Annotated in this window: 25 protein-coding genes; 12 read left to right on the forward strand and 13 right to left on the reverse strand. The window is 65.3% G+C overall.

Going from position 1 to position 20,794, the window contains the following annotated elements:
• Positions 1 to 146: 146 nt before the first annotated feature.
• Positions 147 to 467, forward strand: a complete 321-nt coding sequence (locus I8N54_RS16825; RefSeq protein WP_140196563.1) for an H-NS histone family protein — start codon at positions 147 to 149, stop codon at positions 465 to 467.
• Positions 467 to 1,171, forward strand: a complete 705-nt coding sequence (gene deoD, locus I8N54_RS16830) for a purine-nucleoside phosphorylase (RefSeq protein WP_140196564.1) — start codon at positions 467 to 469, stop codon at positions 1,169 to 1,171. The genes I8N54_RS16825 and deoD overlap by 1 nt, the downstream gene beginning before the upstream one ends.
• Here deoD and I8N54_RS16835 read toward each other — a convergent pair.
• Positions 1,168 to 2,001: an urea carboxylase-associated family protein gene (locus tag I8N54_RS16835; RefSeq protein WP_140196565.1), complete on the reverse strand. Its 834-nt coding sequence runs from the start codon at positions 1,999 to 2,001 to the stop codon at positions 1,168 to 1,170. The genes deoD and I8N54_RS16835 overlap by 4 nt on opposite strands.
• Positions 2,002 to 2,087: 86 nt before the next feature.
• Here I8N54_RS16835 and I8N54_RS16840 point away from each other — a divergent pair, with 86 nt between their 5' ends.
• On the forward strand, positions 2,088 to 2,369 hold the full coding sequence (locus I8N54_RS16840) for a DUF6455 family protein (RefSeq protein ID WP_140196566.1): 282 nt from the start codon (positions 2,088 to 2,090) through the stop codon (positions 2,367 to 2,369).
• Here the strand turns inward: I8N54_RS16840 and creD are convergent.
• From creD to I8N54_RS16895, 11 genes are all read right to left on the reverse strand, one after another.
• Positions 2,356 to 3,729, reverse strand: coding sequence for a cell envelope integrity protein CreD (creD, locus tag I8N54_RS16845; RefSeq protein ID WP_140196567.1), 1,374 nt, complete (start codon positions 3,727 to 3,729; stop codon positions 2,356 to 2,358). The genes I8N54_RS16840 and creD overlap by 14 nt on opposite strands.
• Positions 3,730 to 3,884: 155 nt before the next feature.
• The gene (locus I8N54_RS16850; protein ID WP_140196568.1) at positions 3,885 to 4,664 is read right to left on the reverse strand and encodes a succinate dehydrogenase iron-sulfur subunit; all 780 of its coding nucleotides are present in this window, start codon (positions 4,662 to 4,664) and stop codon (positions 3,885 to 3,887) included.
• A 30-nt stretch (positions 4,665 to 4,694) separates the two neighbouring features.
• Positions 4,695 to 5,036: a hypothetical protein gene (locus I8N54_RS16855; RefSeq protein WP_140196569.1), complete on the reverse strand. Its 342-nt coding sequence runs from the start codon at positions 5,034 to 5,036 to the stop codon at positions 4,695 to 4,697.
• Positions 5,037 to 5,055: 19 nt separating this feature from the next.
• Positions 5,056 to 5,346, reverse strand: a complete 291-nt coding sequence (locus I8N54_RS16860) for a hypothetical protein (RefSeq protein WP_331459741.1) — start codon at positions 5,344 to 5,346, stop codon at positions 5,056 to 5,058.
• 7 nt (positions 5,347 to 5,353) lie between these two features.
• A complete protein-coding gene (gene sdhA, locus I8N54_RS16865; RefSeq protein WP_140196571.1) occupies positions 5,354 to 7,159 on the reverse strand; it encodes a succinate dehydrogenase flavoprotein subunit in 1,806 nt (601 codons plus the stop codon).
• An 18-nt stretch (positions 7,160 to 7,177) separates the two neighbouring features.
• Positions 7,178 to 7,549, reverse strand: a complete 372-nt coding sequence (locus I8N54_RS16870; RefSeq protein WP_140196573.1) for a succinate dehydrogenase, hydrophobic membrane anchor protein — start codon at positions 7,547 to 7,549, stop codon at positions 7,178 to 7,180.
• Positions 7,550 to 7,562: 13 nt separating this feature from the next.
• Positions 7,563 to 7,952 (reverse strand): succinate dehydrogenase, cytochrome b556 subunit, encoded by a 390-nt coding sequence (gene sdhC / locus I8N54_RS16875; RefSeq protein WP_140196575.1) that lies wholly within the window; start codon positions 7,950 to 7,952, stop codon positions 7,563 to 7,565.
• 168 nt (positions 7,953 to 8,120) lie between these two features.
• Positions 8,121 to 8,798, reverse strand: a complete 678-nt coding sequence (locus tag I8N54_RS16880; protein ID WP_140196577.1) for a DUF1194 domain-containing protein — start codon at positions 8,796 to 8,798, stop codon at positions 8,121 to 8,123.
• A gap of 62 nt (positions 8,799 to 8,860) precedes the next feature.
• Complete coding sequence (locus I8N54_RS16885; RefSeq protein ID WP_140196579.1) at positions 8,861 to 9,067, reverse strand: DUF1737 domain-containing protein; 207 nt, start codon at positions 9,065 to 9,067, stop codon at positions 8,861 to 8,863.
• A complete protein-coding gene (locus I8N54_RS16890; RefSeq protein ID WP_140196581.1) occupies positions 9,064 to 9,615 on the reverse strand; it encodes an NnrU family protein in 552 nt (183 codons plus the stop codon). The genes I8N54_RS16885 and I8N54_RS16890 overlap by 4 nt, the downstream gene beginning before the upstream one ends.
• 3 nt (positions 9,616 to 9,618) lie before the next feature.
• Positions 9,619 to 10,467 (reverse strand): HpcH/HpaI aldolase/citrate lyase family protein, encoded by an 849-nt coding sequence (locus I8N54_RS16895; protein WP_140196583.1) that lies wholly within the window; start codon positions 10,465 to 10,467, stop codon positions 9,619 to 9,621.
• A gap of 234 nt (positions 10,468 to 10,701) precedes the next feature.
• Here I8N54_RS16895 and I8N54_RS16900 point away from each other — a divergent pair, with 234 nt between their 5' ends.
• Both I8N54_RS16900 and I8N54_RS16905 read left to right on the forward strand, forming a co-directional pair.
• Entirely contained in the window at positions 10,702 to 11,013 is a 312-nt protein-coding gene (locus tag I8N54_RS16900) for a hypothetical protein (protein WP_231592710.1), read from the forward strand.
• 94 nt (positions 11,014 to 11,107) lie between these two features.
• Positions 11,108 to 11,554 (forward strand): PRC-barrel domain-containing protein, encoded by a 447-nt coding sequence (locus tag I8N54_RS16905; RefSeq protein ID WP_140196585.1) that lies wholly within the window; start codon positions 11,108 to 11,110, stop codon positions 11,552 to 11,554.
• On the opposite strand, the gene I8N54_RS16910 is transcribed toward I8N54_RS16905, so the two are convergent.
• On the reverse strand, positions 11,555 to 12,307 hold the full coding sequence (locus I8N54_RS16910) for a sulfite exporter TauE/SafE family protein (RefSeq protein WP_140196587.1): 753 nt from the start codon (positions 12,305 to 12,307) through the stop codon (positions 11,555 to 11,557).
• Positions 12,308 to 12,474: 167 nt separating this feature from the next.
• On the opposite strand from I8N54_RS16910, the gene mdh reads away from it, so the two are divergent.
• The 7 genes from mdh (at position 12,475) to I8N54_RS16945 (ending at position 20,794) form a co-directional block, all read left to right on the forward strand.
• Positions 12,475 to 13,437, forward strand: a complete 963-nt coding sequence (gene mdh, locus I8N54_RS16915) for a malate dehydrogenase (protein ID WP_140196589.1) — start codon at positions 12,475 to 12,477, stop codon at positions 13,435 to 13,437.
• 57 nt (positions 13,438 to 13,494) lie between these two features.
• Entirely contained in the window at positions 13,495 to 14,298 is an 804-nt protein-coding gene (locus I8N54_RS16920) for a putative nucleotide-diphospho-sugar transferase (RefSeq protein ID WP_140196591.1), read from the forward strand.
• A 349-nt stretch (positions 14,299 to 14,647) separates the two neighbouring features.
• Positions 14,648 to 15,841, forward strand: a complete 1,194-nt coding sequence (gene sucC, locus I8N54_RS16925; protein WP_140196593.1) for an ADP-forming succinate--CoA ligase subunit beta — start codon at positions 14,648 to 14,650, stop codon at positions 15,839 to 15,841.
• A gap of 192 nt (positions 15,842 to 16,033) precedes the next feature.
• Positions 16,034 to 16,219: a hypothetical protein gene (locus tag I8N54_RS16930; protein ID WP_140196595.1), complete on the forward strand. Its 186-nt coding sequence runs from the start codon at positions 16,034 to 16,036 to the stop codon at positions 16,217 to 16,219.
• 57 nt (positions 16,220 to 16,276) lie between these two features.
• On the forward strand, positions 16,277 to 16,624 hold the full coding sequence (locus tag I8N54_RS16935) for a hypothetical protein (protein WP_140196596.1): 348 nt from the start codon (positions 16,277 to 16,279) through the stop codon (positions 16,622 to 16,624).
• Between the two features lie 138 nt (positions 16,625 to 16,762).
• Positions 16,763 to 17,644, forward strand: coding sequence for a succinate--CoA ligase subunit alpha (gene sucD / locus I8N54_RS16940; RefSeq protein ID WP_140196598.1), 882 nt, complete (start codon positions 16,763 to 16,765; stop codon positions 17,642 to 17,644).
• 174 nt (positions 17,645 to 17,818) lie between these two features.
• Entirely contained in the window at positions 17,819 to 20,794 is a 2,976-nt protein-coding gene (locus I8N54_RS16945) for a 2-oxoglutarate dehydrogenase E1 component (RefSeq protein ID WP_140196600.1), read from the forward strand.

Raw genomic sequence — 20,794 nt, forward strand, 5'->3', positions numbered from 1 at the left:
TATTTCGCCACTGGCCCCGCCCGTCGAAACAATAGTGTTTTTAGCCAGGGCAAAAGCCAGAGATCAAAACTATCGCTTGCAATTCCTTTGACTTTCCTCTTCTTCGGCATTCAATCAAGACGATAACTACATAAAGGAAGTGTCGAATGGCTGTTGATCTGAGCAAGTATTCCCGTACCGAACTGCTTCAACTCTCCCGCGACATCGAGAAACAGCTCGAACGCCTCGACAAGGAAGAACGCAAAGCAGCGCTCGAAGCCGCGGAACGCGCCGCCAAAGAGTACGGCTACTCTCTGTCCGATCTGACGTCGGCTACCGCTCCGAAATCTTCGAAGAAAGTTAACCCGCCGAAATACCGTAATCCGGAAGATCCGACCCAGACCTGGACCGGCAAAGGTCGTCGCCCGGAATGGATCAAGACGGCAGAAGAAAAGGGCGTTGAGCTCTCCAGCCTGGAAATCGGCTGATGACTGTCCACATCGGCGCCCCGGTCGGTCGGATCGCCGAAACCGTCCTTATGCCCGGCGACCCTTACAGGGCTCGCTGGGCAGCGGAAACTTTTCTCGAGTCTGCTGAACTCGTCAATGAAACGCGCGGAATGCTGGGCTTCACGGGCACGTGGCGCGGGCATCCGGTCACGATCCAGGGCTCCGGCATGGGAATGCCGTCCCTTTCGATCTACGCGAATGAGCTGATCCGCGACTACGGCGCCAAGACCTTGATAAGGATCGGCTCCTGCGGTGGAATGCAGAGCGATGTCGGTATTCGCGATGTGATCCTCGCCATGACGGCGAGTTCGATCAATACACCTTCAACGGGAATATTCCGGGAACTGAACTACGCGCCGCATGCGGATTTCGGCCTGCTGCGCGCCGCCGCCGATGCTGCGGCGGAGTCGGCAGCCAAAGTCCACGTTGGTGGAATTTATTCCTCGGACGTATTCTACGACGAGCGTCCCGATCTCAACGAGCAGATGGTCCGACACAACATCCTCGGGGTCGAGATGGAAACGGCGGAACTCTATATTCTGGCAGCGCGCTATTCCGTGCGGGCGCTGTCGGTCCTCACTGTTTCGGATCACCTGCAGACCGGCGAGCAGCTGCCATCCGAGGAGCGGGAACGCTCTTTCGGCGACATGGTGGAAATCGCCTTGAAGGCGGCCTTCGCCTAACGCCCGTGGCTTCGGTCGTAGGAACTGACCTCGGGCGGTGTCCAATCGCCGAGGTCGCCTCCTTCCCAGACTTCCAGATCAATCGGGTGGCATTGGGCCGCGTCGCTGGAATGGCCCGACGCGCAATCTCCGCCGGGACAGGCACTCAATACCGCGAGCAGGTCGATCTCCGCGAACAGCAGCAGGTGATCGCCGGGTCTTACCGGGCTCGCCTTCATGAAATAGCGACCGGCGGCATCGAAGCCGGTGCACATGAAGACGTTGAGCACGTCGTGAACGTGCGGCTCCGCTTCGGTCGGTGAGAGGCCCGTCGCGTCCGCCAGCCCCCGTGTCAGGTTGGAGTGACAGCAATGGTGGTAGTCGTCCCCACCGAGCAACCGCCCGGTGTAGGGGTCGCACCGGGTCCCGATGACGTCGTGCACCCGCCCGCCGTAATGGTCGGTCCCGTACCAGCGCAACGTGTCCTCGACGATCGTCGCCATCGGGCGCAGGTAGGGCAGGCAGGACCAGAGCCGGTCACCCTCGGTCACGTGCGTGCCATGCAGCGCCCGCGTCTTGCCGGAGAAGAAGCGCTCGTCGAGGTTGTCGTCGGCGAAGAGGTTCAGATCCCCGACTTGGGGCCCGTCGACCGACACGATCTTTAGGAAACTGCCCGCCGGAACCCGGACCGACGCCGCATCGCGCGGCGGCGCCGTGACCGTCCTGCGGTGCGTCGCACCGATCCACGCGGACCGGTAAAGCTCCATGTCCGGCTGCGGCAGATCCGACGCGTCGTAGACGAGCACCGGGGCGATCTCGCGGCGGGCGGCGGCGTCTTCCGGATCTGTCATCGGCCTGGCTTTCTGATCGGGATCAAGGACATGCGACTGTCGGCTCGTAGTCTGTGCTGACCACACATGCCCTCCGGAGCTCGCCCATGTCCACCAGTTCGCCCGAAACAGCCCACCCCGCACACCGGGAAAACCGTGCCGAACTGCGCGAGCGCCTGACTCGCATGCACGGAATGGCGGCGAACTTCGGTATTCCGGGCGAGGTGCTGGCCATCAGCGGCGTCGGGGCCGAAGCAGCACGGGTCTGCGCCAACTGCGGTCACCAGGTAGCCTGCCGCGAAGTGACGGCGCAGGAGACGGCGCCGGCGCGCTGCGGCTTCTGCCCCAACGCGCCGACGTTCGAAATGCTGGCCGCTACGCTTCGCTAGGCGCCGGGGGCTTGGGCCGGGGCGCGAACCACGGCGTGCGCTTGGGTCGGTCGCTGCCGTACCAATCCTCGTTCCTCGTCGCGAACATCGTTCCGGCGAGCGCCGCGAAGGCGAGCGTCGCGCCAGTGACGAGCGCATAATCCTCGGACTGCAGGATGAGGTAGAGCACCGCGTAAAGCACCGCCAGCGTCGCGCCGAGCACGAAGCTGCGTCGCCCCAGCCGCAGCCCGGTTATTCCGTAGGCCGTCAGCAGGACCGTCACCGCGCCCGCAGACAAGGCATAGGCGGCACCGAAACCGATCTGTTCCGCATAGGCCACCATCAGCAGGACGAAGAGGCTCTGCGCCAGTCCGATCAGGATGTACTGCACCGGGTGCGCCGGCTTTTCCTGCCGGCGTTCGATCAGCAGAACGGTCAGGAAAGTCAGCGCTATGTAGAGGATACCGTAGCGCGCAGCGCGGTAGGCCTGTTGATAGAAGTCGTTTGGCTGGAAGTAGCGCAGACCGAAGACCTCTGACCGGGACGATTGGCTAAAACCCCCGCGCGAGACCTGCGGCAAACTGCGGGCAAGGTGCGGGATCGTCCAGCGCGCGCTGAAGCCCTCCTCGCTGACGTCCGCCTCGTCCGGCAGGAACGCGCCCGAAAAACTCGGGTGTGGCCAGTCGCCAGAGAGGCTCACCCGACTGGTGCGACCCACCGGCGCGACCCAGAGTGCCCCGGCCCCGTTGAAGCCGAGCGCCAGCGTGAAGCCTTCTCGCTCCCTCGGATCGCCGATTGCGGCAACGATCCCCGCCTCGCTGCCGCCCGCGACAAGGGGCTCGAGCGCGAAGCTCTCTCCGCCCTCTTGCAGCAGCGCCTCGCCGCGCAACGCGCGGTTCGATCCGAGGCCAAGCCGCACCTCTGCCTGATCCCACAGGATCGTCTCGTTCGGGCCGAGCGCGTCCTCCACCGCGTCGAGGTCGAACTCGAAGGCGAAGTCGGCATCGGCGACGTAGACCGGCACTTCGAAAATCCCGCGGCTGCGGCTTTCGGAGCGCGTGTCCACAGTCAGGTCGAACTGCTCCGGGTAGACGTAGACCGGGGACTTCGGCCGGATCTCGGTCACTTGCCGGGGGCGGCTGGTCACCGGATCACCGTCAGGCTGGGAGACCTCGACCAGCACCGCCCCTTCGACCGGGATCACCAGTTGCGGACCGGCGATCTGCTGTGTGCCGCCCCACTCCTCGCCGATCGAGGCGATGGTCTGGCGCGAATAATCCGCACGTTCGTCGATGATGGCACCGACGAAGAACAGCGGGATGAACATGAACAGGGTAAGCACCCCGACGATGAAAAAGCGGGTGCCGGCGGACCTGAGCATCCTGAACCTCCTTTGGACATGGTCCCTCAGGCCTAGGCGACCGGGTTCACAGGCCGACGGGAGCGTTCACTCAGGAGATGTGCAAACCTTGCGGCGACAACGAAAAAGGGTGCCCGCAGGACGGACACCCTTTGCAGACTTCGGTCGGTTGCGGATCAGACGATCCGTTCGACCATCATCTTCTTGATATGTGCGATCGCCGCCGCCGGGTTCAGGCCCTTGGGGCAGGTCTTGGCGCAGTTCATGATCGTGTGGCAACGATAGAGCTTGAACGGATCCTCGAGGTCGTCCAGCCGCTCACCCGTCGCCTCGTCCCGGCTGTCGATGATCCAGCGGTAGGCGTGGAGCAGCGCCGCGGGCCCGAGGTAGCGGTCGGAGTTCCACCAGTAGCTCGGGCAGGCGGTCGAGCAGGAGGCGCACATCACGCACTCATAAAGCCCGTCGAGCTTCTTGCGATCCTCGATCGACTGCTTCCACTCCTTCGCGGGGCGGTTCGTCTTCGTCTCGAGCCACGGCATGATGCTGGCGTGCTGGGCGTAGAAGTGCGTCAGGTCGGGGATCAGATCCTTGACCACCGGCATATGCGGCAAGGGGTAGATCTTGATGTCCCCGTCGATCTCGTCGAGGCCGTAGATACAGGCCAGCGTGTTGATCCCGTCGATGTTCATCGCGCAGGAGCCGCAGATCCCCTCCCGGCAGGAGCGCCGGAAGGTGAGCGTCGGGTCGATCTCGTTCTTGATCTTGATGAGCGCGTCCAGGACCATCGGCCCGCAGTTGTCCATGTCGATCCAGTAGGTATCCAGCCGCGGGTTTTTCCCGTCGTCGGGATTCCAGCGGTAGACATCCACCTTGCGGAGGTTGGTCGCGCCCGAGGGCTTCGGCCATGTCTTGCCGACGGTGATGCGGCTGTTCTTGGGAAGCGTCAGTTGGACCATTTCAGGCTCATCCTTCCGGTTTCTTGTCTGTTACGCGGCCGTGGCGCAGGCCGTCGTTGCAGGGCGCGACAGGATGTCAGCGATCAGCAGAACGACGTCGGGCGACGGGGACGCGGCGTTGGTTTCCGCGATGCGATTGATCTCGTCCTGGCTGGCGTTGTCGATGACGCAGTCGGACACGGCACCGCCAAGCTCACCCGGGACCTGGGCCGACACGACGGGCACGACAACTTCGCGCGCTTCGGCCGGGGTCGCCGGCGCGGGGCCGGTCGCCACGGGCGCGGTCGAGACGGGGTTCGACATCGGCACGCCATCGCTACAGGCGGCGAGGCCGGCAAAGGCGGCGATCAGAAGCGGCAGGCGAAGGGTCATGGTAGTCTCCATCTTGGTATTACGGCGCGCCGGGGCGTGTGGCGGGCACCTCTCCCGTCAGATCATAGACACAGGAGCGGTAGACCGCCAAAGGATCCCGTCCGCGCAGGTAGTCGGAACTGACGGACACTTCCGCACCGCCGAACCCGCCGGATCGGGAGTTCATGCCGACCGTCACACTGCCCTGCGGACCTTCCGCCGCCCTCGCCCGGTCCTCGCAGCGGCGACTCGCCTGCTCCGGGCTGACCGGGCCACAGGCCGCGACGCCGGCAAGCAGCAGGACAAGGGGAGAGAACCGCAGCAGCGTCACGCGTCCCTCAGTACACCCGCGCCTTGGGCGCGATCTTCTTCAGGTCGATGCCGCCCTCGTCCAGCTTGGTCAGCGGGTCGAGGTGAACTGGACGATAGTCGAGCCGGACCTCGTTGCCGTCGACCCAGGCCAGCGAGTGCTTGCGCCAGTTCTCGTCGTCGCGATCGGGGTAATCCTCGTGCGCATGGGCGCCGCGGCTTTCCTTCCGCGCCTCGGCCCCGATCACGGTGGCCAGCGCGTTCGGCATGAGGTTGGTCAGCTCGAGCGTCTCCATGAGGTCGGAGTTCCAGACGAGGCTCCGGTCGGTCACGTGCAGGTCTCCCTGCTTGGCGGCCACGCTCTTCATCTTCTCGACACCTTCGGCGAGCGTATTGTCGGTGCGGAAGACTGCGGCGTCGTCCTGCATGGTCTTCTGCATCTCGAGCCGCAGTTCGGCGGTCGGCGTGCCGCCGCTGGCGTTGCGCAGCCCGTCGAACCGGTCGAAGGCCTTTTCGATCGCGGCGGCGGTCGGCGTCGGCACGGCGCTTTCGCGGTCGACGACGGCACCGGCGCGGATCGCCGCGGCGCGACCGAACACAACGAGGTCGATCAGCGAGTTCGACCCGAGGCGGTTCGCCCCGTGAACCGAGGCGCAGCCGGCCTCACCCACGGCCATCAGGCCAGGCGCCACGGCATCCGGCGAATCGGCGGTCGGGTTCAGCACCTCGCCCCAGTAGTTCGTCGGGATGCCGCCCATGTTGTAGTGCACCGTCGGCAGCACCGGGATCGGCTCTTTCGTCAGGTCGACACCGGCGAAGATACGCGCCGATTCCGAGATGCCCGGCAGCCGCTCCGCCAGCGTTTCCGGCGGCAGGTGGTTGAGGTGAAGGTGAATGTGGTCGCCGTTCTCCCCGACGCCCCGGCCTTCGCGGATCTCCATCGTCATGCAGCGGCTGACGACGTCGCGAGAGGCGAGGTCCTTGTAGGTCGGCGCATAGCGCTCCATGAAACGCTCGCCTTCGGAATTCGTCAGGTAGCCGCCTTCGCCCCGTGCACCTTCCGTGATGAGGCAGCCGGATCCGTAGATCCCGGTCGGGTGGAACTGCACGAACTCCATGTCCTGAAGCGGCAGGCCGGCGCGGGCGATCATGCCGCCCCCGTCGCCGGTGCAGGTGTGCGCCGACGTGGCCGAGAAGTAGGCCCGGCCGTAACCGCCGGTCGCCAGCACCACCATCTTGGCGGAGAAGACGTGCATCGTGCCGTCATCCAGCTTCCACGCCAGAACACCGTTGCAGACACCGTCGTCGCTCATCAGCAAGTCGATGGCGAAATATTCGATGTAGAACTCGGCCTGCTCCTTGAGGGACTGGCCATAGAGCGTGTGCAGGATCGCGTGACCGGTCCGGTCGGCGGCGGCACAGGTGCGCTGCACCGGCGGGCCTTCCCCGAACTCGGTCGTGTGTCCGCCGAACGGGCGCTGGTAGATCTTGCCCTCTTCGGTGCGCGAGAACGGCACGCCGTAATGCTCAAGCTCGTAGACCGCCTTCGGCGCTTCCCGGGCGAGGTATTCCATCGCGTCCGTATCGCCGAGCCAGTCGGAGCCTTTCACCGTGTCGTACATGTGCCACTGCCAGTTGTCGGGGCCCATGTTTGACAGCGACGCGGCGATGCCGCCCTGCGCGGCGACGGTGTGCGAGCGGGTCGGAAACACCTTGGTGATACAGGCGGTGCGAAGCCCCTGCTCCGCCATGCCGAGCGTCGCGCGGAGGCCGGCGCCGCCGGCACCAACCACGATGACGTCGTATTCGTGGGTCTCGTATTCGTAAGCGGCCATCTGGTCAGGCTCCCTGGATCACAGCGCGAGGCGGGCGATCGCGAACGCGCCCGCTGCGGCGGCGGCATAGCTGATGCAGATCATCGCGATCAGCAGCACCTGGCGGGTCAAACCGCCGAAATAGTCTTCGATGGCGACCTGCACACCGCCGCGGAAGTGGAACCACCCCACGAGCAGGAACAGGATCGCGACGATGGCCGGGAACGGACGGTGATAGTAGACGACCGCCTCCTCGTAACCCATGCCCAGCGCGCTGCCGAAGGTGAAGACGAACAGGACGGTCAGCGGCACCAGCGCGGTGGACGACACCATCATCTGCCAGTGATGCTCCGTCCCCGTCTTTGCGGAGCCGAGCCCGTTGGCGCGTTTGCGATCGGTCAGGAAAGCCATGTGCTCCTCCTCCTCAGACGGCGACGGCGGTGAAGATGGTCAACAGGACCGACGCGATGATCATCGCCTGCCCGTAGGTCTCGGACGATTTCACGTCGAGCATGTAGCCCTGGTCCCAGATCAGGTGCCGGATGCCGGCGAGCGTGTGATACCACAGCGCCCCGACGCTCAGGAACATGACGAGGTCACCGAACCATGACGTGATGAAGCCGTTCGCCCGCGCATAGGCCTCGGGCCCGGTCGCCAGCGCGACGAACCACCACACGGTCATAAGGCCGGCGACGATCAGTGCGTTGCCGGTGATCCGCGTGAAGATCGAGGTCATCGAAGTCAGTTGCGGGCGGTAATATTGCCCGAACATGAAAGGTGAAAGCGGGCGGTTTCCCTGATTGGGCTCTGCCATGGCCTGTCCCTCCGTTGGTGTCCGCGACCCGCAACGCGCAGGCGCTTTTCGCGCCCTTGATACGTGTTTCAGCGACAATGTCACGCGATGGGAGCGCTCACAGGCGCGGGTAATTGACACAGTTCCGATGATTTCCCGCCGATGTGATCACATGATCCCGGCGCGTGATCACATATTTCGCGGAGCCGGCGCGACGGATTTGAACATCGGCACGGTCAGCTCTTGCAACAACTTGCTGCGGATGGCCCGGGGGTAATCCTCGTAGCCCGCGGCCACTTCGACGAAGGCACCGGGGCCGTGAATCACCGCCTGCCGGAAGTAATCCGGCAGGTTCGGCTCCGCCCCGGTGATCACCAGCGCGTTGACCGTGATCTCTGCTCTATCGAGGGTCGGGCCGAGCAGTTGGGGTAACATGCCCTCGTTCGAAGTGCCGTCGGACGAGATGTCGATGATCCGCCGCTCGCAGTCGGCGACGTCGTCGAACTCCCGCACGGTGAAGGCGAGCGCGTCACCAATCGCGGTCGAGAACATGTCCCACTCGCGCGGCATGGTCCTGACCTCTTCCGCCAGCGCGACGACGTCGTCGTGGGTCCCGATCCGCCGCCAGTCGAGCGTCACCGCCTGACGCGACAGTCCGGTCCACTGCACCACGAGCACTGCGGATTGACCGCTGACCAGCGCCTCCGCGACCACTTCGTCGAGGAACGCGACGGCCAGCCCCTCCGTCTGGATGGCATACTCCCGTTTGCTGACCGACCCCGAGACGTCGATGGCGAGCGCGAGAGCCGTATCGCAGGCAAAAGCCGGCGTGCCGGCGAGCGCGAGGATCAGTGAGGCCAGTCGCATTCCACGACACTAGCTCTTACCCCGGCGCGTGTCCTTACACGTTCCGTTTTGCGGAGTTCGGCCTACTGCTGACCCAGCTTCATGTCGGGCGAATAGGGCGCGTCGATTTCCTTGGTGACCGCCTGCCCACAGCGCATCACGCCGTTCGCCTGATCGAACGCGTACTGCGGATCACCGTGCAGCACCCAGCCCTTCGACAGGGCCAGCGACACCTTGTGGCAGAACTCGGACGTGTCGTCCGCGGAGAGGAATCTGTAGATCGTCGTCATCCGAATGGCCTCGGTCCCAGCCATCCGTGGAGCAGCCCGACCACCACGAACACGACGATCGTGGCGATGACGGAGGTGAATTCCTTGCGGATGGGAATGTCATGTGCGGGCGGCGTCCAGCCCGGTTCTCTGCGATTGATGAGCGCGATTTCCACGAGGGCCCAGATCAGCAGACCACCGAAGAGCACGAAGCTCGGCGTGTCGCCGTTTACCAGCAGGTGCGCCACGCACCACAGGCTGAACGCGATGAGCTGCGGATGCCGGATCAGTTTCGTGACGCGGGTCTTCGCGCCGCTGGCGGCGAACAGGTAGAAGGCGATCAAGATGAGCAGGTTGTTGATCCCGACCATCGCCGGGCTGCGTCCCCAGAAGAAGGCGCCGTCGGCAGAGCGGTAGCCGATCACCATCAGCACAATGGACACGACGAGCGCGAGGGCAACGACACCCTTCCCCCTGTCCGCGCCGAGGCGCGCCCGTAATCCGGGGGCCAGTCTTTTGAGAAGATGCGCCGCCCACCAGAGCGCCACGCCGAGTATCAGCCAGAACATCGTTCAGTCTCCCTGCCGGTCGAGCGCACGGATCGCGTCCGCCTTGGCGAGCGTCGCGCGAGCCGTGGCCACATGCAAGCCTTCGACGATGCGACCGTCGAGCACAGCGACCGCCTGCCCCTCCGCCAGCGCGGCTTCGTAGGCCGCGATCTGCCGTCTCGCGAGGTCCAACTCCGCCTCGGACGGTCCGAAGATCTCGTTCGCCGCAGCGATCTGCGCCGGATGGATCAGGCTCTTGCCGTCGAAGCCCAGGTCCCGCCCCTGCCGGCACTCCGCCAGGAACCCGTCCTCGTCACGGAATGCGTTGAAGACCCCGTCGATGGCGACAACGCCCGCCGCCCGCGCTGCCAGTAGACAGGTCTGCAGCGCGACCTGAAGCTCCGCCCGCGCCGGCCCGACACGCGCGCCGAGGTCGTTGGCCAAGTCGTTCGTCCCCATCACGAGGCCCGCGACCCGCTCATGCGCGGCAATCGCGGCGGCATTCATCACACCCCCGGGCGTTTCCATCATCGCCCAGACCGGAGTCGCAGTGAGGGTCGCCACGCGGTCGATCTGCCCCGCGTCGCCGACTTTCGGGACAACGATCCCGTCGCAGGATGCACCGAGAGCCCTGGCGTCGGCCTCGCCCCACTCGGTGTCGAATCCGTTGATCCGGACAAGTCGCAAGGTGCCGCCATGATCGGCGTCGAGCTCCGCAGCGACAGCGTCACGCGCGGCGACCTTCGCGTCCGGCGCGACGGCATCCTCGAGGTCGAAGATCACCGAGTCGACGGCGAGACTCCGGCACTTCTCCATCGCCCGCGGCTTGGAGCCGGGAACGTAGAGCACGGATCGGAAGGGTCTGTCGCTCATGCCGGCGCCTCGCTGTCTCGATTCCAGCAAGGGTGGCCACAGCGGCCCCTGACTTTCAACTCGCTCCGCAACACCCGCCGTGTCGCGCTGTTAACCGTTCCTTGGAGTATCGGGCGCAGGATGCCGGTCGAGAACGCCGCGACTGGCAGGACCATGACCAAGGGCGAAGCGGCGCGTGACAGCGAAACCCGGCCGGCCCGCTGCGGCGCGCCCACTTCCGAAAGGTCACTGATGATGTCCAGGCAGTTCCTCGCATTCACCTTCTTCTCCGCCGCCATGTCGCTCGCTGCGCATGAAGCCGCCGCCCAGTCCCGCTGCGCCAGCCGCGACGCGGTCGTCACCGGGCTGGCGGAACGTTACGGCGAAAGCCGGCAATCCATGGGCCTCGCCGCCAACAACACGGTCGTCGAGATCTTCGCCTCGGAAGAGACGGGGACGTGGACGATCACCATGACGCGGCCGGGCGGCCCGACCTGCCTGGTCGCCTCGGGCGAGGCGTTCCAAGCGATGCTCGAGGGGCTGCCGAACACCGATTCGCCCGCCTGACCCGGAGCAGAATTTGAAACCCGACGGGCCAATCCCGGGTTATGTTGCAGCGCGGGCGGTATTTCCCCCGCGGTCGCAATTCGGGAGTCCTGTCATGCAGGTCGTCAAAACGTTCGTTTCCGCCGCGCTCATCGCCTGCGCCCTGCCCGCCATCGCGCAGGAGACCGCGGTCTCCGGCATCGGGTCAGTCGATTTCGAGGCATCCGATTATCTTGGCACGACACTCCTGAACCAGCGGCTCTACGCGACCGGCGGCGAAGGCATGGCCGAGGATGCGGCAATGGCGCAGGGCAGTTGGAAGAACATCGGCGAGATCCATGACCTCGTCATCAGCGAAGACGGGACGGTCAAGGCCGCCATCGTCGGCGTCGGCGGCTTCCTCGGCATCGGGGAAAAGGACGTCGCCATCGCGCTCGACCGCATCGCGCGCACGGTCGACGAGGCTGGCCAGACGGTCCACGTCGTCGATGTCACCACCGAAGAGCTTCAAGCCGCCGCCGCGTTCGAGGGCCTGCCGGAAATCGCCCCGGCGGAGGACTGATCAGCTGATCCCGTCCCAGATCAGCCGAAGCCCTGTCAGCGTGAGCAGCACGTAGGTCAGGCCGAAGAACAGCTTCTCGGGCATCCAATGGTGCGCCCGGACGCCAATCCACGCCCCGATCAGCGCGACCGGCGCGAGCATCAGTGAGGCGAGCAGACTGTCTGCGGTGAAAATCCCGATGAAGGCGTAGGGCACCGCCTTCAGAAGGTTGATCGCCCAGAACACGATGACGGTCGTCGCCTGGAAGGTGGTCTTCCCCATTCCCTGGTTCAGCAGAAACACCGCGACAGGCGGCCCGCCGGCGTGGCTGACGAAGCTGGTGAAACCGGCCACGACCCCCGCAATCGCACCCCAGGCGCGCGAAAAGGCGGAATGCCCGGCCTTCAGCCAGCCCTGCTTCTGCGCGTATTGATAGGCGACGAACAGGATGCACATCAGCCCGAGGAACAGCCGGAACACATCCGGCTCCACCACGACATAGAGCCACGCTCCCAGCGCGATTCCCGGCACCGCGCCGGCAATCAGCCAAAGGGCGGAGGGCTTGTGCCATTGCCCGCGATACGCGCCGAGAGAGGCGACATCGACCAGCATCAGCAGCGGAAGCATCATGCCCAGCGCGAAGCCCGGCGGCAGCGCGACGGCCAGAATCGCCGCACCCGCGAACGCCGCGCCGGAGCCGAACCCGGCCTTTGATACGGCCGCGAACAGCACGGCGGGGACCGCGATCGCGAAGAAGAACAGGTCGAATGTCATCGTAACGGCTTTTCAAGGACTTGCGGCGACTGATAGCGCGAACATCCTGTGCGCGCCAGCGACGCCGGCGATCCTGCCGCGTCGCGGCGCTCTTGCACGAGGTTCGGTGAGGGACTAACCCCCTTTTCGTGAAGATCAAAGTGGAACAGCAGGGACACTCTCCTACAATGGCCAGACCCAAGATCGCCCTTATCGGTGCCGGACAAATCGGCGGGACGCTCGCGCATCTCGCTGCCATCAAGGAACTGGGCGACGTCGTCCTGTTCGACATCGCCGAGGGCACGCCGCAGGGCAAGGCGCTCGACATCGCCGAATCCGGCCCGGCGGAGAAATTCGACGCCAAGCTCAAGGGCACCAACGACTACGCCGACATCGCGGGCGCCGACGTCTGCATCGTCACCGCCGGTGTCCCCCGCAAGCCGGGGATGAGCCGCGACGACCTGCTCGGCATCAACCTCAAGGTGATGAAAGCCGTCGGTGAAGGCATCAAGGCCAATGCGCCGGACGCGTTCGTCATCTGCATCACCAACCCGCTCGACGCGATGGTCTGGGCGCTCAAGGAATTCTCCGGCCTCCCGGCCGAGAAGGTCTGCGGCATGGCCGGCGTCCTCGACAGCGCGCGCTTCCGCCATTTCCTTGCCGAGGAATTCGACGTCTCCATGCGCGACGTCTCCGCCTTCGTGCTCGGCGGCCATGGCGACACGATGGTGCCGCTGGTGCGCTATTCCACCGTCGCCGGCATCCCGCTGCCCGACCTCGTGGATATGGGCTGGACCACCAAGGACAAGCTCGACGCCATCGTTCAGCGCACCCGTGACGGCGGCGCCGAGATCGTGGGCCTGCTGAAGACCGGCTCCGCCTTCTATGCCCCCGCCACCTCCGCGATCGAGATGGCCGAGGCCTACCTCAAGGACCAGAAGCGTCTGCTGCCCTGCGCGGCCTACGTCGACGGTGCCTACGGTCTCGACGGGTTCTACGTCGGCGTTCCGACGATCATCGGTGCCGGCGGCATCGAGCGGATCGTCGAGATCAAGATGAACAAGGATGAGCAGGCGATGTTCGACAAGTCGGTCGACGCCGTCAAAGGCCTCGTCTCCGCCTGCAAGGGCATCGACGAGTCGCTCGCCTGATCGAAGACTGACGGCGGCGCGGCCACCCGCGCCGCCGCACCTCGGGAGAATCGGGGAATGGACGATCGCGGTTTCGTCTTCGCCGCCTCCGGCCAAAGCTACACCACCTGCGCTGTCGCCGCCGCGAAGAGCCTGAGGCGTGCGTCGCCAGACCTCCCCATCGACATTTTCACCGACAGCGAAGTCGAGGACAGCGTCTTCGACCGCGTTCATCCACTTCGGGACAGCTGGTTCAGACCAAAGCTCGAAGCGCTCGTGCGCACCCGTTTCGCGCGGACGGTCGTGCTCGACTCCGACATTTTCGTGGTCGCCGACATCTCCGACATCTTCGAAGTTCTGACGCGGTTCGACGTCGCCGCCGCGCAGGTCCAGAACCGCAACCAGCGGTTCGCGCTGAAGAAGTGGCGGCGCAACATGCCGAACGCCTTTCCCCAGATAAACTCCGGCGTCCTCGGCATCCGAAAGTCCGCCGCGACCGATGCGCTCTTTACCGAATGCCAGCGCCGGATGCAGGAGGAGGAGCTGCCTCAGGACCAACCCGTCCTGCGCGAACTGCTGTTCGACAGCGACCTGCGTCTCGCGATCCTGCCGCCGGAATACAATGCCCGCGACGTGACGCTCTGGCGGTTCGGCACGTCCAAGATCCCCGCGCCCCGCGTCCTGCATCGCAGCGCCTTTCACGGCCGCATGACGAACGGCAAGGTCCCGACGCCCGAGGCGCTCTACGGCCGCCGCTTCATGCGGCATGTCGAGCGCCTCGTCGCGGCGGATCGCCACCTCACACCGGGCACGACCCGGCACGTGTCCGCGCTCAACGACTTGCTCGGCCAGCTCCGCGGCCGGCTGTTTCCCCGCCGCTGAAGGGCCCGCCCTCCGGCCAACCTGTTGGAACCGAGGCCTCGTGCGTCGGCAGCCAGGGACCCCGTGCGGCGCGGCTAGAGACCGGAATAATCAGTCAAACCTTGCCGACTCGCCGGGCGCTACGCTTGACCCTCGGGTGCAGCGTGCCATGGTCGAGGGACGACGGGATGCGCCCGCGGCCCTCGTTTCCGAGTCGCCGGCGCTGCATCGCCAGCATTGTGATCACACCCCGGAAGCGTGTGATCACAAACTGCGCTTTTTCCCGCCTGATAGCGTAAACGCCTTTGGCACATGGTAACGTCTGTGCTTTAGGAGCACCGAAAACGAAGCCAGACCGAGGGTAAGCCCCATGAACATTCACGAATACCAGGCGAAGGCTCTTCTGCGGTCCTACGGGGCTCCGGTCAGCGACGGCCGCGCCGTCTTCAAGGCCGAGGAGGCCAAGACCGCTGCGGGTGAGCTCGACGGACCGCTCTGGGTCGTGAAGGCGCAGATCCACGCCGGCGGCCGGGGCAAGGGTTCCTTCTCCGAAGCCGACGCCGGCGAAAAGGGCGGCGTCCGCCTCGCCAAGTCGGTGGAAGAAGCCGCCGAAGAAGCCAAGAAGATGCTCGGCCGCACGCTGGTCACGCACCAGACCGGGCCGGCCGGCAAACAGGTCAACCGCATCTACATCGAAGACGGCTCCGACATCGAGAAGGAGCTGTACCTTGCGCTTCTCGTCGATCGCGTCTCCAGCCGTGTGTCCTTCGTCTGCTCGACCGAGGGCGGCATGGACATCGAGGAAGTCGCCGCGAACACGCCCGACAAGATCCTGTCCTTCTCCGTCGACCCGGCCGCGGGCTACCAGCCCTACCACGGCCGCCGCATTGCGTTCGCGCTCGGCCTCGAGGGCAAGCAGGTGAAGGAATGCGTCTCGCTGATGGGCCTGCTCTACAAGGCCTTCATCGAGAAGGACATGGAGATGCTGGAGATCAACCCGCTGATCGTCACCGACTCGGGGAATCTCAAGGTTCTCGACGCCAAGCTCGGCTTCGACTCGAACGCGCTCTACCGCCAGCCCGACGTCTTCGCGCTGCGCGACGAGACGGAAGAGGACCCGAAAGAGCTTCAGGCCTCCAAATACGACCTGAATTACATCGCGCTCGACGGTGAGATCGGCTGCATGGTCAACGGCGCCGGCCTCGCCATGGCGACGATGGACATCATCAAGCTTTATGGCGCCGAGCCCGCCAACTTCCTCGACGTCGGCGGCGGCGCCACGAAGGAGAAGGTGACCGAGGCGTTCAAGATCATCACGTCGGATCCCAATGTGAAGGGCATCCTCGTGAACATCTTCGGCGGCATTATGCGCTGCGATGTCATCGCCGAAGGCGTGATCGCCGCGGTGAAGGAGGTCGGCCTCGAAGTGCCGCTCGTCGTCCGTCTCGAAGGCACCAACGTCGAGAAGGGGAAGGAGATCATCGCCTCCTCCGGTCTCAATGTCATCGCCGCCGACGACCTCAAGGACGGCGCCCAGAAGATCGTGAAGGCCGTCAAGGGTTAAGCATGTTCGACGCGGTTCCCAGTCCTGCCGGGTCGAGTGCCCGCAGGTCAGGTGAGGCCGGAGGGCCTCAGGGCGGGACAGTCCCGTCCCGGCCCAACGGTCGCCATACCGGGGCCGCATCGATGGGGTTTGGCATGTGCGCCGCGCGGCAGATGATGCCGCGCCCCAATGCACATGACGAGGACCCTGCCGATGACCCGCACCCTGCGCCTTCTCGCGCTGCCGATTGCCGCCACCCTTCTGGTGTCTGCCTGCACCTCGCAGAACGTCCATACGATGGGCGTGTCCGAGGCCTGCACTCCCGGAACATACTCGCCCTACCTTTCCGGAGCCGGTGTGCCGGTACGCTGCGGACCGCAGCTTCTGTCGCCGCACTGACGGAGGCGGAACGGAACGGTCGCGCGGCGGGTTGCCTCGGAAACGGAGGTAGCACGCATGTCCAAAGACCTGATTCCCGACTCGCAGCTCGATGCACTCGTTCCCGAGGATCCGACGGGACGCGACCGGCTGATGCCGGTGCTCGTCGCCGGCGGGCTTCTTGCCGCCGGGGCGCTGCTGTTGCGGGTCGATCCGGGATCGGCGCAAGTGCCGTCTCCGGCGCGCTATGGCGATGCGCCTCGGGGCAGCCGCTTCCGGCGGGCAGCGCAGGCATCGCGCGACACGATCGCGCCGCTCGCGCCCTCCAACCTTACGGACTCGATCGGGCGCTCGCTGGTGATCGGCGGTGCCGCCCTGATCCTCACCCGTTTCTTCGACGAGCTAGTCGGCCGCTCGCGGCACTGACGCTCGACCTCCCGTACATTTTCCGGGCCGAGGGGACAGCCCCCCGGCCCGACACCTGTCACCGGCCCGCGCATCGCGCGGCGCCGCACATCGTCCTGCGCCGCACCGACGTGGCACTGAAGTAAGGAGACGCCGTTCATGGCCGTACTGATTGACGAAAACACCAAGGTGATCTGCCAGGGCCTGACCGGCTCGCAGGGGACGTTCCACTCCGAGCAGGCCATTGCGTACGGCACCAAGATGGTCGGCGGCGTGACCCCCGGCAAAGGCGGCCAAACCCACCTCGACCTGCCGGTCTTCAACTCGGTCCACGAGGCGAAGCATGCGACCGAGGCCAACGCCTCCGTCATCTACGTGCCGCCGCCGTTCGCCGCCGATTCCATCCTCGAGGCGATCGACGCCGAGATGGAGCTGATCGTCTGCATCACCGAGGGCATTCCGGTGCTCGACATGATGAAGGTCAAGCGCGCACTCATGGACAGCAAATCGGTCCTCATTGGTCCGAACTGCCCCGGTGTCATCACGCCCGACGCTTGCAAGATCGGCATCATGCCTGGCCACATCCACCGTCGCGGCACCGTCGGCGTCGTCTCGCGCTCCGGCACGCTGACCTACGAGGCGGTGAAGCAGACCACCGATGTCGGCCTCGGCCAGTCCACATGCGTCGGCATCGGCGGCGACCCGATCAAGGGCACCGAGCATATCGACGTGCTCGAATGGTTCCTCGCCGATGACGAGACCGAAAGCATCATCATGATCGGCGAGATCGGCGGTTCGGCCGAGGAAGAAGCCGCCCAGTTCCTGAAGGACGAGGCCAAGAAAGGCCGCAAGAAGCCGGTCGCCGGGTTCATCGCGGGCCGCACGGCACCTCCGGGTCGCCGCATGGGCCACGCCGGTGCGATCGTCGCCGGCGGCAAGGGCGGTGCCGAGGACAAGATCGAAGCGATGAAGTCCGCCGGCATCGTGGTCGCCGACAGCCCCGCCACGCTCGGCGAGGCCGTGCTCAAGGCGATCGGCTGACACCATGATCGGAGGCCGGGACATGGCGATCGAGGCGGCGGGCAGCGTCCCGTCTTCTGTTGCCGTTCCCGCTTCCGTGAGATCGGCACGCAACCGGCGCCGCGCCCGCGCATTTCGAAGACCGATGTCCTATATTCAAAGCAAACCGGTGGTCAGTCCCGAAGGGGGAACATCATGACCGAACAGAGCCCCAACGACGTCTTCCACGCCTCCAGCTTCCTGCAGGGTGCGAACGCCGATTACATCGAACAGCTGTACGCGAAGTACGCCGACGACCCGTCGGCGGTCGACAACAGCTGGCAGGAATTCTTCCGATCGCTCGGCGACGACGAAACGGAGGCGAAGGCGGAAGCCGCCGGGCCGAGCTGGCTGCGCCACGACTGGCCGCCGGTGCCGAACGACGACCTGACCGCAGCGCTCGACGGCCAGTGGCCGATGGACCCGGTCACTTCGAAGGACGCGAAGGCTGCAGGTGAGAAGATCGCCGCCAAGGCCGCCGAGAAGGGCATCAAGGTCAGCGACCAGCAGATCCGCAATGCTGTGCTCGATTCGATCCGCGCGCTCATGCTGATCCGCGCCTACCGCATCCGTGGTCACCTTGCCGCCGATCTCGACCCGCTCGGGATGCGCGAAGAGACTCCGCACCCGGAGCTGGAGCCGGAATCCTACGGCTTCACCAAGGAAGACATGGATCGCCCGATCTTCATCGACAACGTGCTCGGCCTTGAGGTCGCCACGATGAAGGAGATCGTGGAGATCGTGAAGCGCACCTACTGCGGCACCTTCGCGCTGCAGTACATGCACATCTCCGACCCGGAGCAGGCCGCCTGGCTGAAAGAGCGGATCGAAGGCTTCGGCAAGGAGATCAAGTTCACCCAGAACGGCCGCAAGGCGATCCTGAACAAGCTGGTCGAGGCCGAGGGCTTCGAGAAGTTCCTGCACGTGAAGTACATGGGCACCAAGCGGTTCGGCCTGGATGGTGGCGAGTCGCTGATCCCGGCGATGGAGCAGATCATCAAGCGCGGCGGCGCGCTCGGCGTCGAGGAGATGGTCATCGGCATGCCGCACCGTGGCCGCCTGTCCGTCCTCGCCAACGTCATGCAGAAGCCCTACCGCGCGATCTTCAACGAGTTCCAGGGCGGCAGCTTCAAACCCGACGACGTCGATGGCTCGGGTGACGTCAAATACCACCTCGGCGCCTCGTCCGACCGGGAATTCGACGGCAACACCGTCCACCTTTCGCTCACCGCGAACCCTTCGCACCTCGAGGCGGTCAATCCGGTCGTGCTCGGCAAGGTCCGCGCCAAGCAGGACCAGCGCAAGGACAAGGACCGCAAGACGGTCGTCGGCGTTCTGCTGCACGGTGATGCCGCCTTCGCCGGACAGGGCGTGGTGGCCGAGGGCTTCGGCCTGTCCGGCCTGCGCGGCCACCGCACCGGCGGCACGATCCACTTCGTCGTGAACAACCAGATCGGCTTCACCACCGCGCCGCACTTCTCGCGCTCGTCGCCCTACCCGACGGACATCGCGCTGATGGTCGAAGCGCCGATCTTCCACGTGAACGGCGACGACCCCGAGGCCGTGGTTCACGCCGCCAAGGTCGCGATCGAGTATCGCCAGAAGTTCGGCAAGGACGTCGTCATCGACATGTTCTGCTACCGCCGGTTCGGTCACAACGAAGGTGACGAGCCGATGTTCACCAACCCGGTGATGTACAAGAAGATCAAGCAGCAGAAGACCACGCTGACGCTCTACACCGATCGGCTCGTCAAGGACGGGCTGATCCCCGAGGGCGAGATCGAGGACCTCAAGTCGCAGTTCCAGAACCACCTCAACGAAGAGTTCGAGGCGGGCAAGACCTACAAGCCCAACAAGGCCGACTGGCTGGACGGGCGCTGGTCCCACATGGACAAGATGAAAGAGGGCAAATACCAGCGCGGCAAGACCTCCATCGACGACAAGACGATGGAAGATCTCGGCAAGGCGCTGACCACCGGTCCCGACGGCTTCGCCCTGCACCGCACGGTGGAGCGCCTGCTTCAGACCAAGCGCGACATGTTCGAGAGCGGCAAGGGTTTCGACTGGGCCACGGCCGAGGCGATGGCCTTCGGCTCCCTTCTGACCGAAGGCTACCCGGTGCGCCTGTCGGGTCAGGATTCCACGCGCGGCACCTTCAGCCAGCGGCACTCCGCCCTCGTCAGCCAGGAATCGGAAGAGCGGTACTATCCCCTCAACCACGTTCGCGAGGGGCAGGCCAATTTCGAAGTCATCGACTCGATGCTGTCGGAATACGCCGTCTGCGGGTTCGAGTACGGCTACTCGCTGGCCGAACCGAACGCGCTGACCCTGTGGGAAGCGCAGTTCGGCGACTTCGCCAACGGCGCGCAGATCATGTTCGACCAGTTCGTGTCTTCGGGCGAGTCGAAGTGGCTGCGGATGTCGGGCCTCGTCCTGCTGCTGCCGCACGGCTACATGGGCCAGGGTCCGGAACACTCCTCCGCCCGGCTCGAACGGTTCCTGCAGATGTGCGGCCAGGACAACTGGATCGTCGCCAACTGCTCGACCCCGGCGAACTACTTCCACATCCTGCGCCGTCAGCTGCACCGCAGCTTCCGCAAGCCGCTCGTGCTGATGACGCCGAAGGACCTTCTGCGCCACAAGCTCGCGACCTCGACGAAGGAGGATTTCCTCAAGGGGTCGTCCTTCCACCGCGTTCTCTGGGATGACGCCGAGAAGGGCCAGTCCGACACCGAGCTGCGCCCCGATGACGAGATCAAGCGCGTCGTGATGTGTTCTGGCCGGGTCTACTACGACCTGCTGGAAGAACGGGACGCCCGCGGCATCGACGACGTTTACCTGCTGCGCGTCGAACAGTTCTATCCGTTCCCGGCCCAATCCGCCGTGAAGGAGCTCGACCGCTTCAAGAACGCCGAGATGATCTGGTGCCAGGAAGAACCGAAGAACCAGGGCGCGTGGTCGTTCCTCGAACCCAACCTCGAGTGGGTGCTTACCCGCATCGGCGCGAAGAACACTCGCGCGACTTACGTCGGCCGTCCCGCCGCGGCCTCGCCCGCGACCGGCCTCGCCTCGCAGCACAAAGCCCAGCAAGCGGCCCTCGTCGACGAGGCCCTGACCATCGAAGGGAAGTAA

Source organism: Pelagovum pacificum, from assembly GCF_016134045.1.
GTDB lineage: Bacteria > Pseudomonadota > Alphaproteobacteria > Rhodobacterales > Rhodobacteraceae > Oceanicola > Oceanicola pacificus_A.

Excerpts from the sequence above, each read along its gene's own strand:
- I8N54_RS16825 (WP_140196563.1), top strand. The coding sequence starts at position 147 with ATGGCTGTTGATCTGAGCAAGTATTCCCGTACCGAACTGCTTCAACTC.
- deoD (WP_140196564.1), top strand. The coding sequence starts at position 467 with ATGACTGTCCACATCGGCGCCCCGGTCGGTCGGATCGCCGAAACCGTC.
- I8N54_RS16835 (WP_140196565.1), bottom strand. The coding sequence starts at position 2,001 with ATGACAGATCCGGAAGACGCCGCCGCCCGCCGCGAGATCGCCCCGGTG.
- I8N54_RS16840 (WP_140196566.1), top strand. The coding sequence starts at position 2,088 with ATGTCCACCAGTTCGCCCGAAACAGCCCACCCCGCACACCGGGAAAAC.
- creD (WP_140196567.1), bottom strand. The coding sequence starts at position 3,729 with ATGCTCAGGTCCGCCGGCACCCGCTTTTTCATCGTCGGGGTGCTTACC.
- I8N54_RS16850 (WP_140196568.1), bottom strand. The coding sequence starts at position 4,664 with ATGGTCCAACTGACGCTTCCCAAGAACAGCCGCATCACCGTCGGCAAG.
- I8N54_RS16855 (WP_140196569.1), bottom strand. The coding sequence starts at position 5,036 with ATGACCCTTCGCCTGCCGCTTCTGATCGCCGCCTTTGCCGGCCTCGCC.
- sdhA (WP_140196571.1), bottom strand. The coding sequence starts at position 7,159 with ATGGCCGCTTACGAATACGAGACCCACGAATACGACGTCATCGTGGTT.
- I8N54_RS16870 (WP_140196573.1), bottom strand. The coding sequence starts at position 7,549 with ATGGCTTTCCTGACCGATCGCAAACGCGCCAACGGGCTCGGCTCCGCA.
- sdhC (WP_140196575.1), bottom strand. The coding sequence starts at position 7,952 with ATGGCAGAGCCCAATCAGGGAAACCGCCCGCTTTCACCTTTCATGTTC.
- I8N54_RS16880 (WP_140196577.1), bottom strand. The coding sequence starts at position 8,798 with ATGCGACTGGCCTCACTGATCCTCGCGCTCGCCGGCACGCCGGCTTTT.
- I8N54_RS16885 (WP_140196579.1), bottom strand. The coding sequence starts at position 9,067 with ATGACGACGATCTACAGATTCCTCTCCGCGGACGACACGTCCGAGTTC.
- I8N54_RS16890 (WP_140196581.1), bottom strand. The coding sequence starts at position 9,615 with ATGTTCTGGCTGATACTCGGCGTGGCGCTCTGGTGGGCGGCGCATCTT.
- I8N54_RS16895 (WP_140196583.1), bottom strand. The coding sequence starts at position 10,467 with ATGAGCGACAGACCCTTCCGATCCGTGCTCTACGTTCCCGGCTCCAAG.
- I8N54_RS16900 (WP_231592710.1), top strand. The coding sequence starts at position 10,702 with ATGTCCAGGCAGTTCCTCGCATTCACCTTCTTCTCCGCCGCCATGTCG.
- I8N54_RS16905 (WP_140196585.1), top strand. The coding sequence starts at position 11,108 with ATGCAGGTCGTCAAAACGTTCGTTTCCGCCGCGCTCATCGCCTGCGCC.
- I8N54_RS16910 (WP_140196587.1), bottom strand. The coding sequence starts at position 12,307 with ATGACATTCGACCTGTTCTTCTTCGCGATCGCGGTCCCCGCCGTGCTG.
- mdh (WP_140196589.1), top strand. The coding sequence starts at position 12,475 with ATGGCCAGACCCAAGATCGCCCTTATCGGTGCCGGACAAATCGGCGGG.
- I8N54_RS16920 (WP_140196591.1), top strand. The coding sequence starts at position 13,495 with ATGGACGATCGCGGTTTCGTCTTCGCCGCCTCCGGCCAAAGCTACACC.
- sucC (WP_140196593.1), top strand. The coding sequence starts at position 14,648 with ATGAACATTCACGAATACCAGGCGAAGGCTCTTCTGCGGTCCTACGGG.
- I8N54_RS16930 (WP_140196595.1), top strand. The coding sequence starts at position 16,034 with ATGACCCGCACCCTGCGCCTTCTCGCGCTGCCGATTGCCGCCACCCTT.
- I8N54_RS16935 (WP_140196596.1), top strand. The coding sequence starts at position 16,277 with ATGTCCAAAGACCTGATTCCCGACTCGCAGCTCGATGCACTCGTTCCC.
- sucD (WP_140196598.1), top strand. The coding sequence starts at position 16,763 with ATGGCCGTACTGATTGACGAAAACACCAAGGTGATCTGCCAGGGCCTG.
- I8N54_RS16945 (WP_140196600.1), top strand. The coding sequence starts at position 17,819 with ATGACCGAACAGAGCCCCAACGACGTCTTCCACGCCTCCAGCTTCCTG.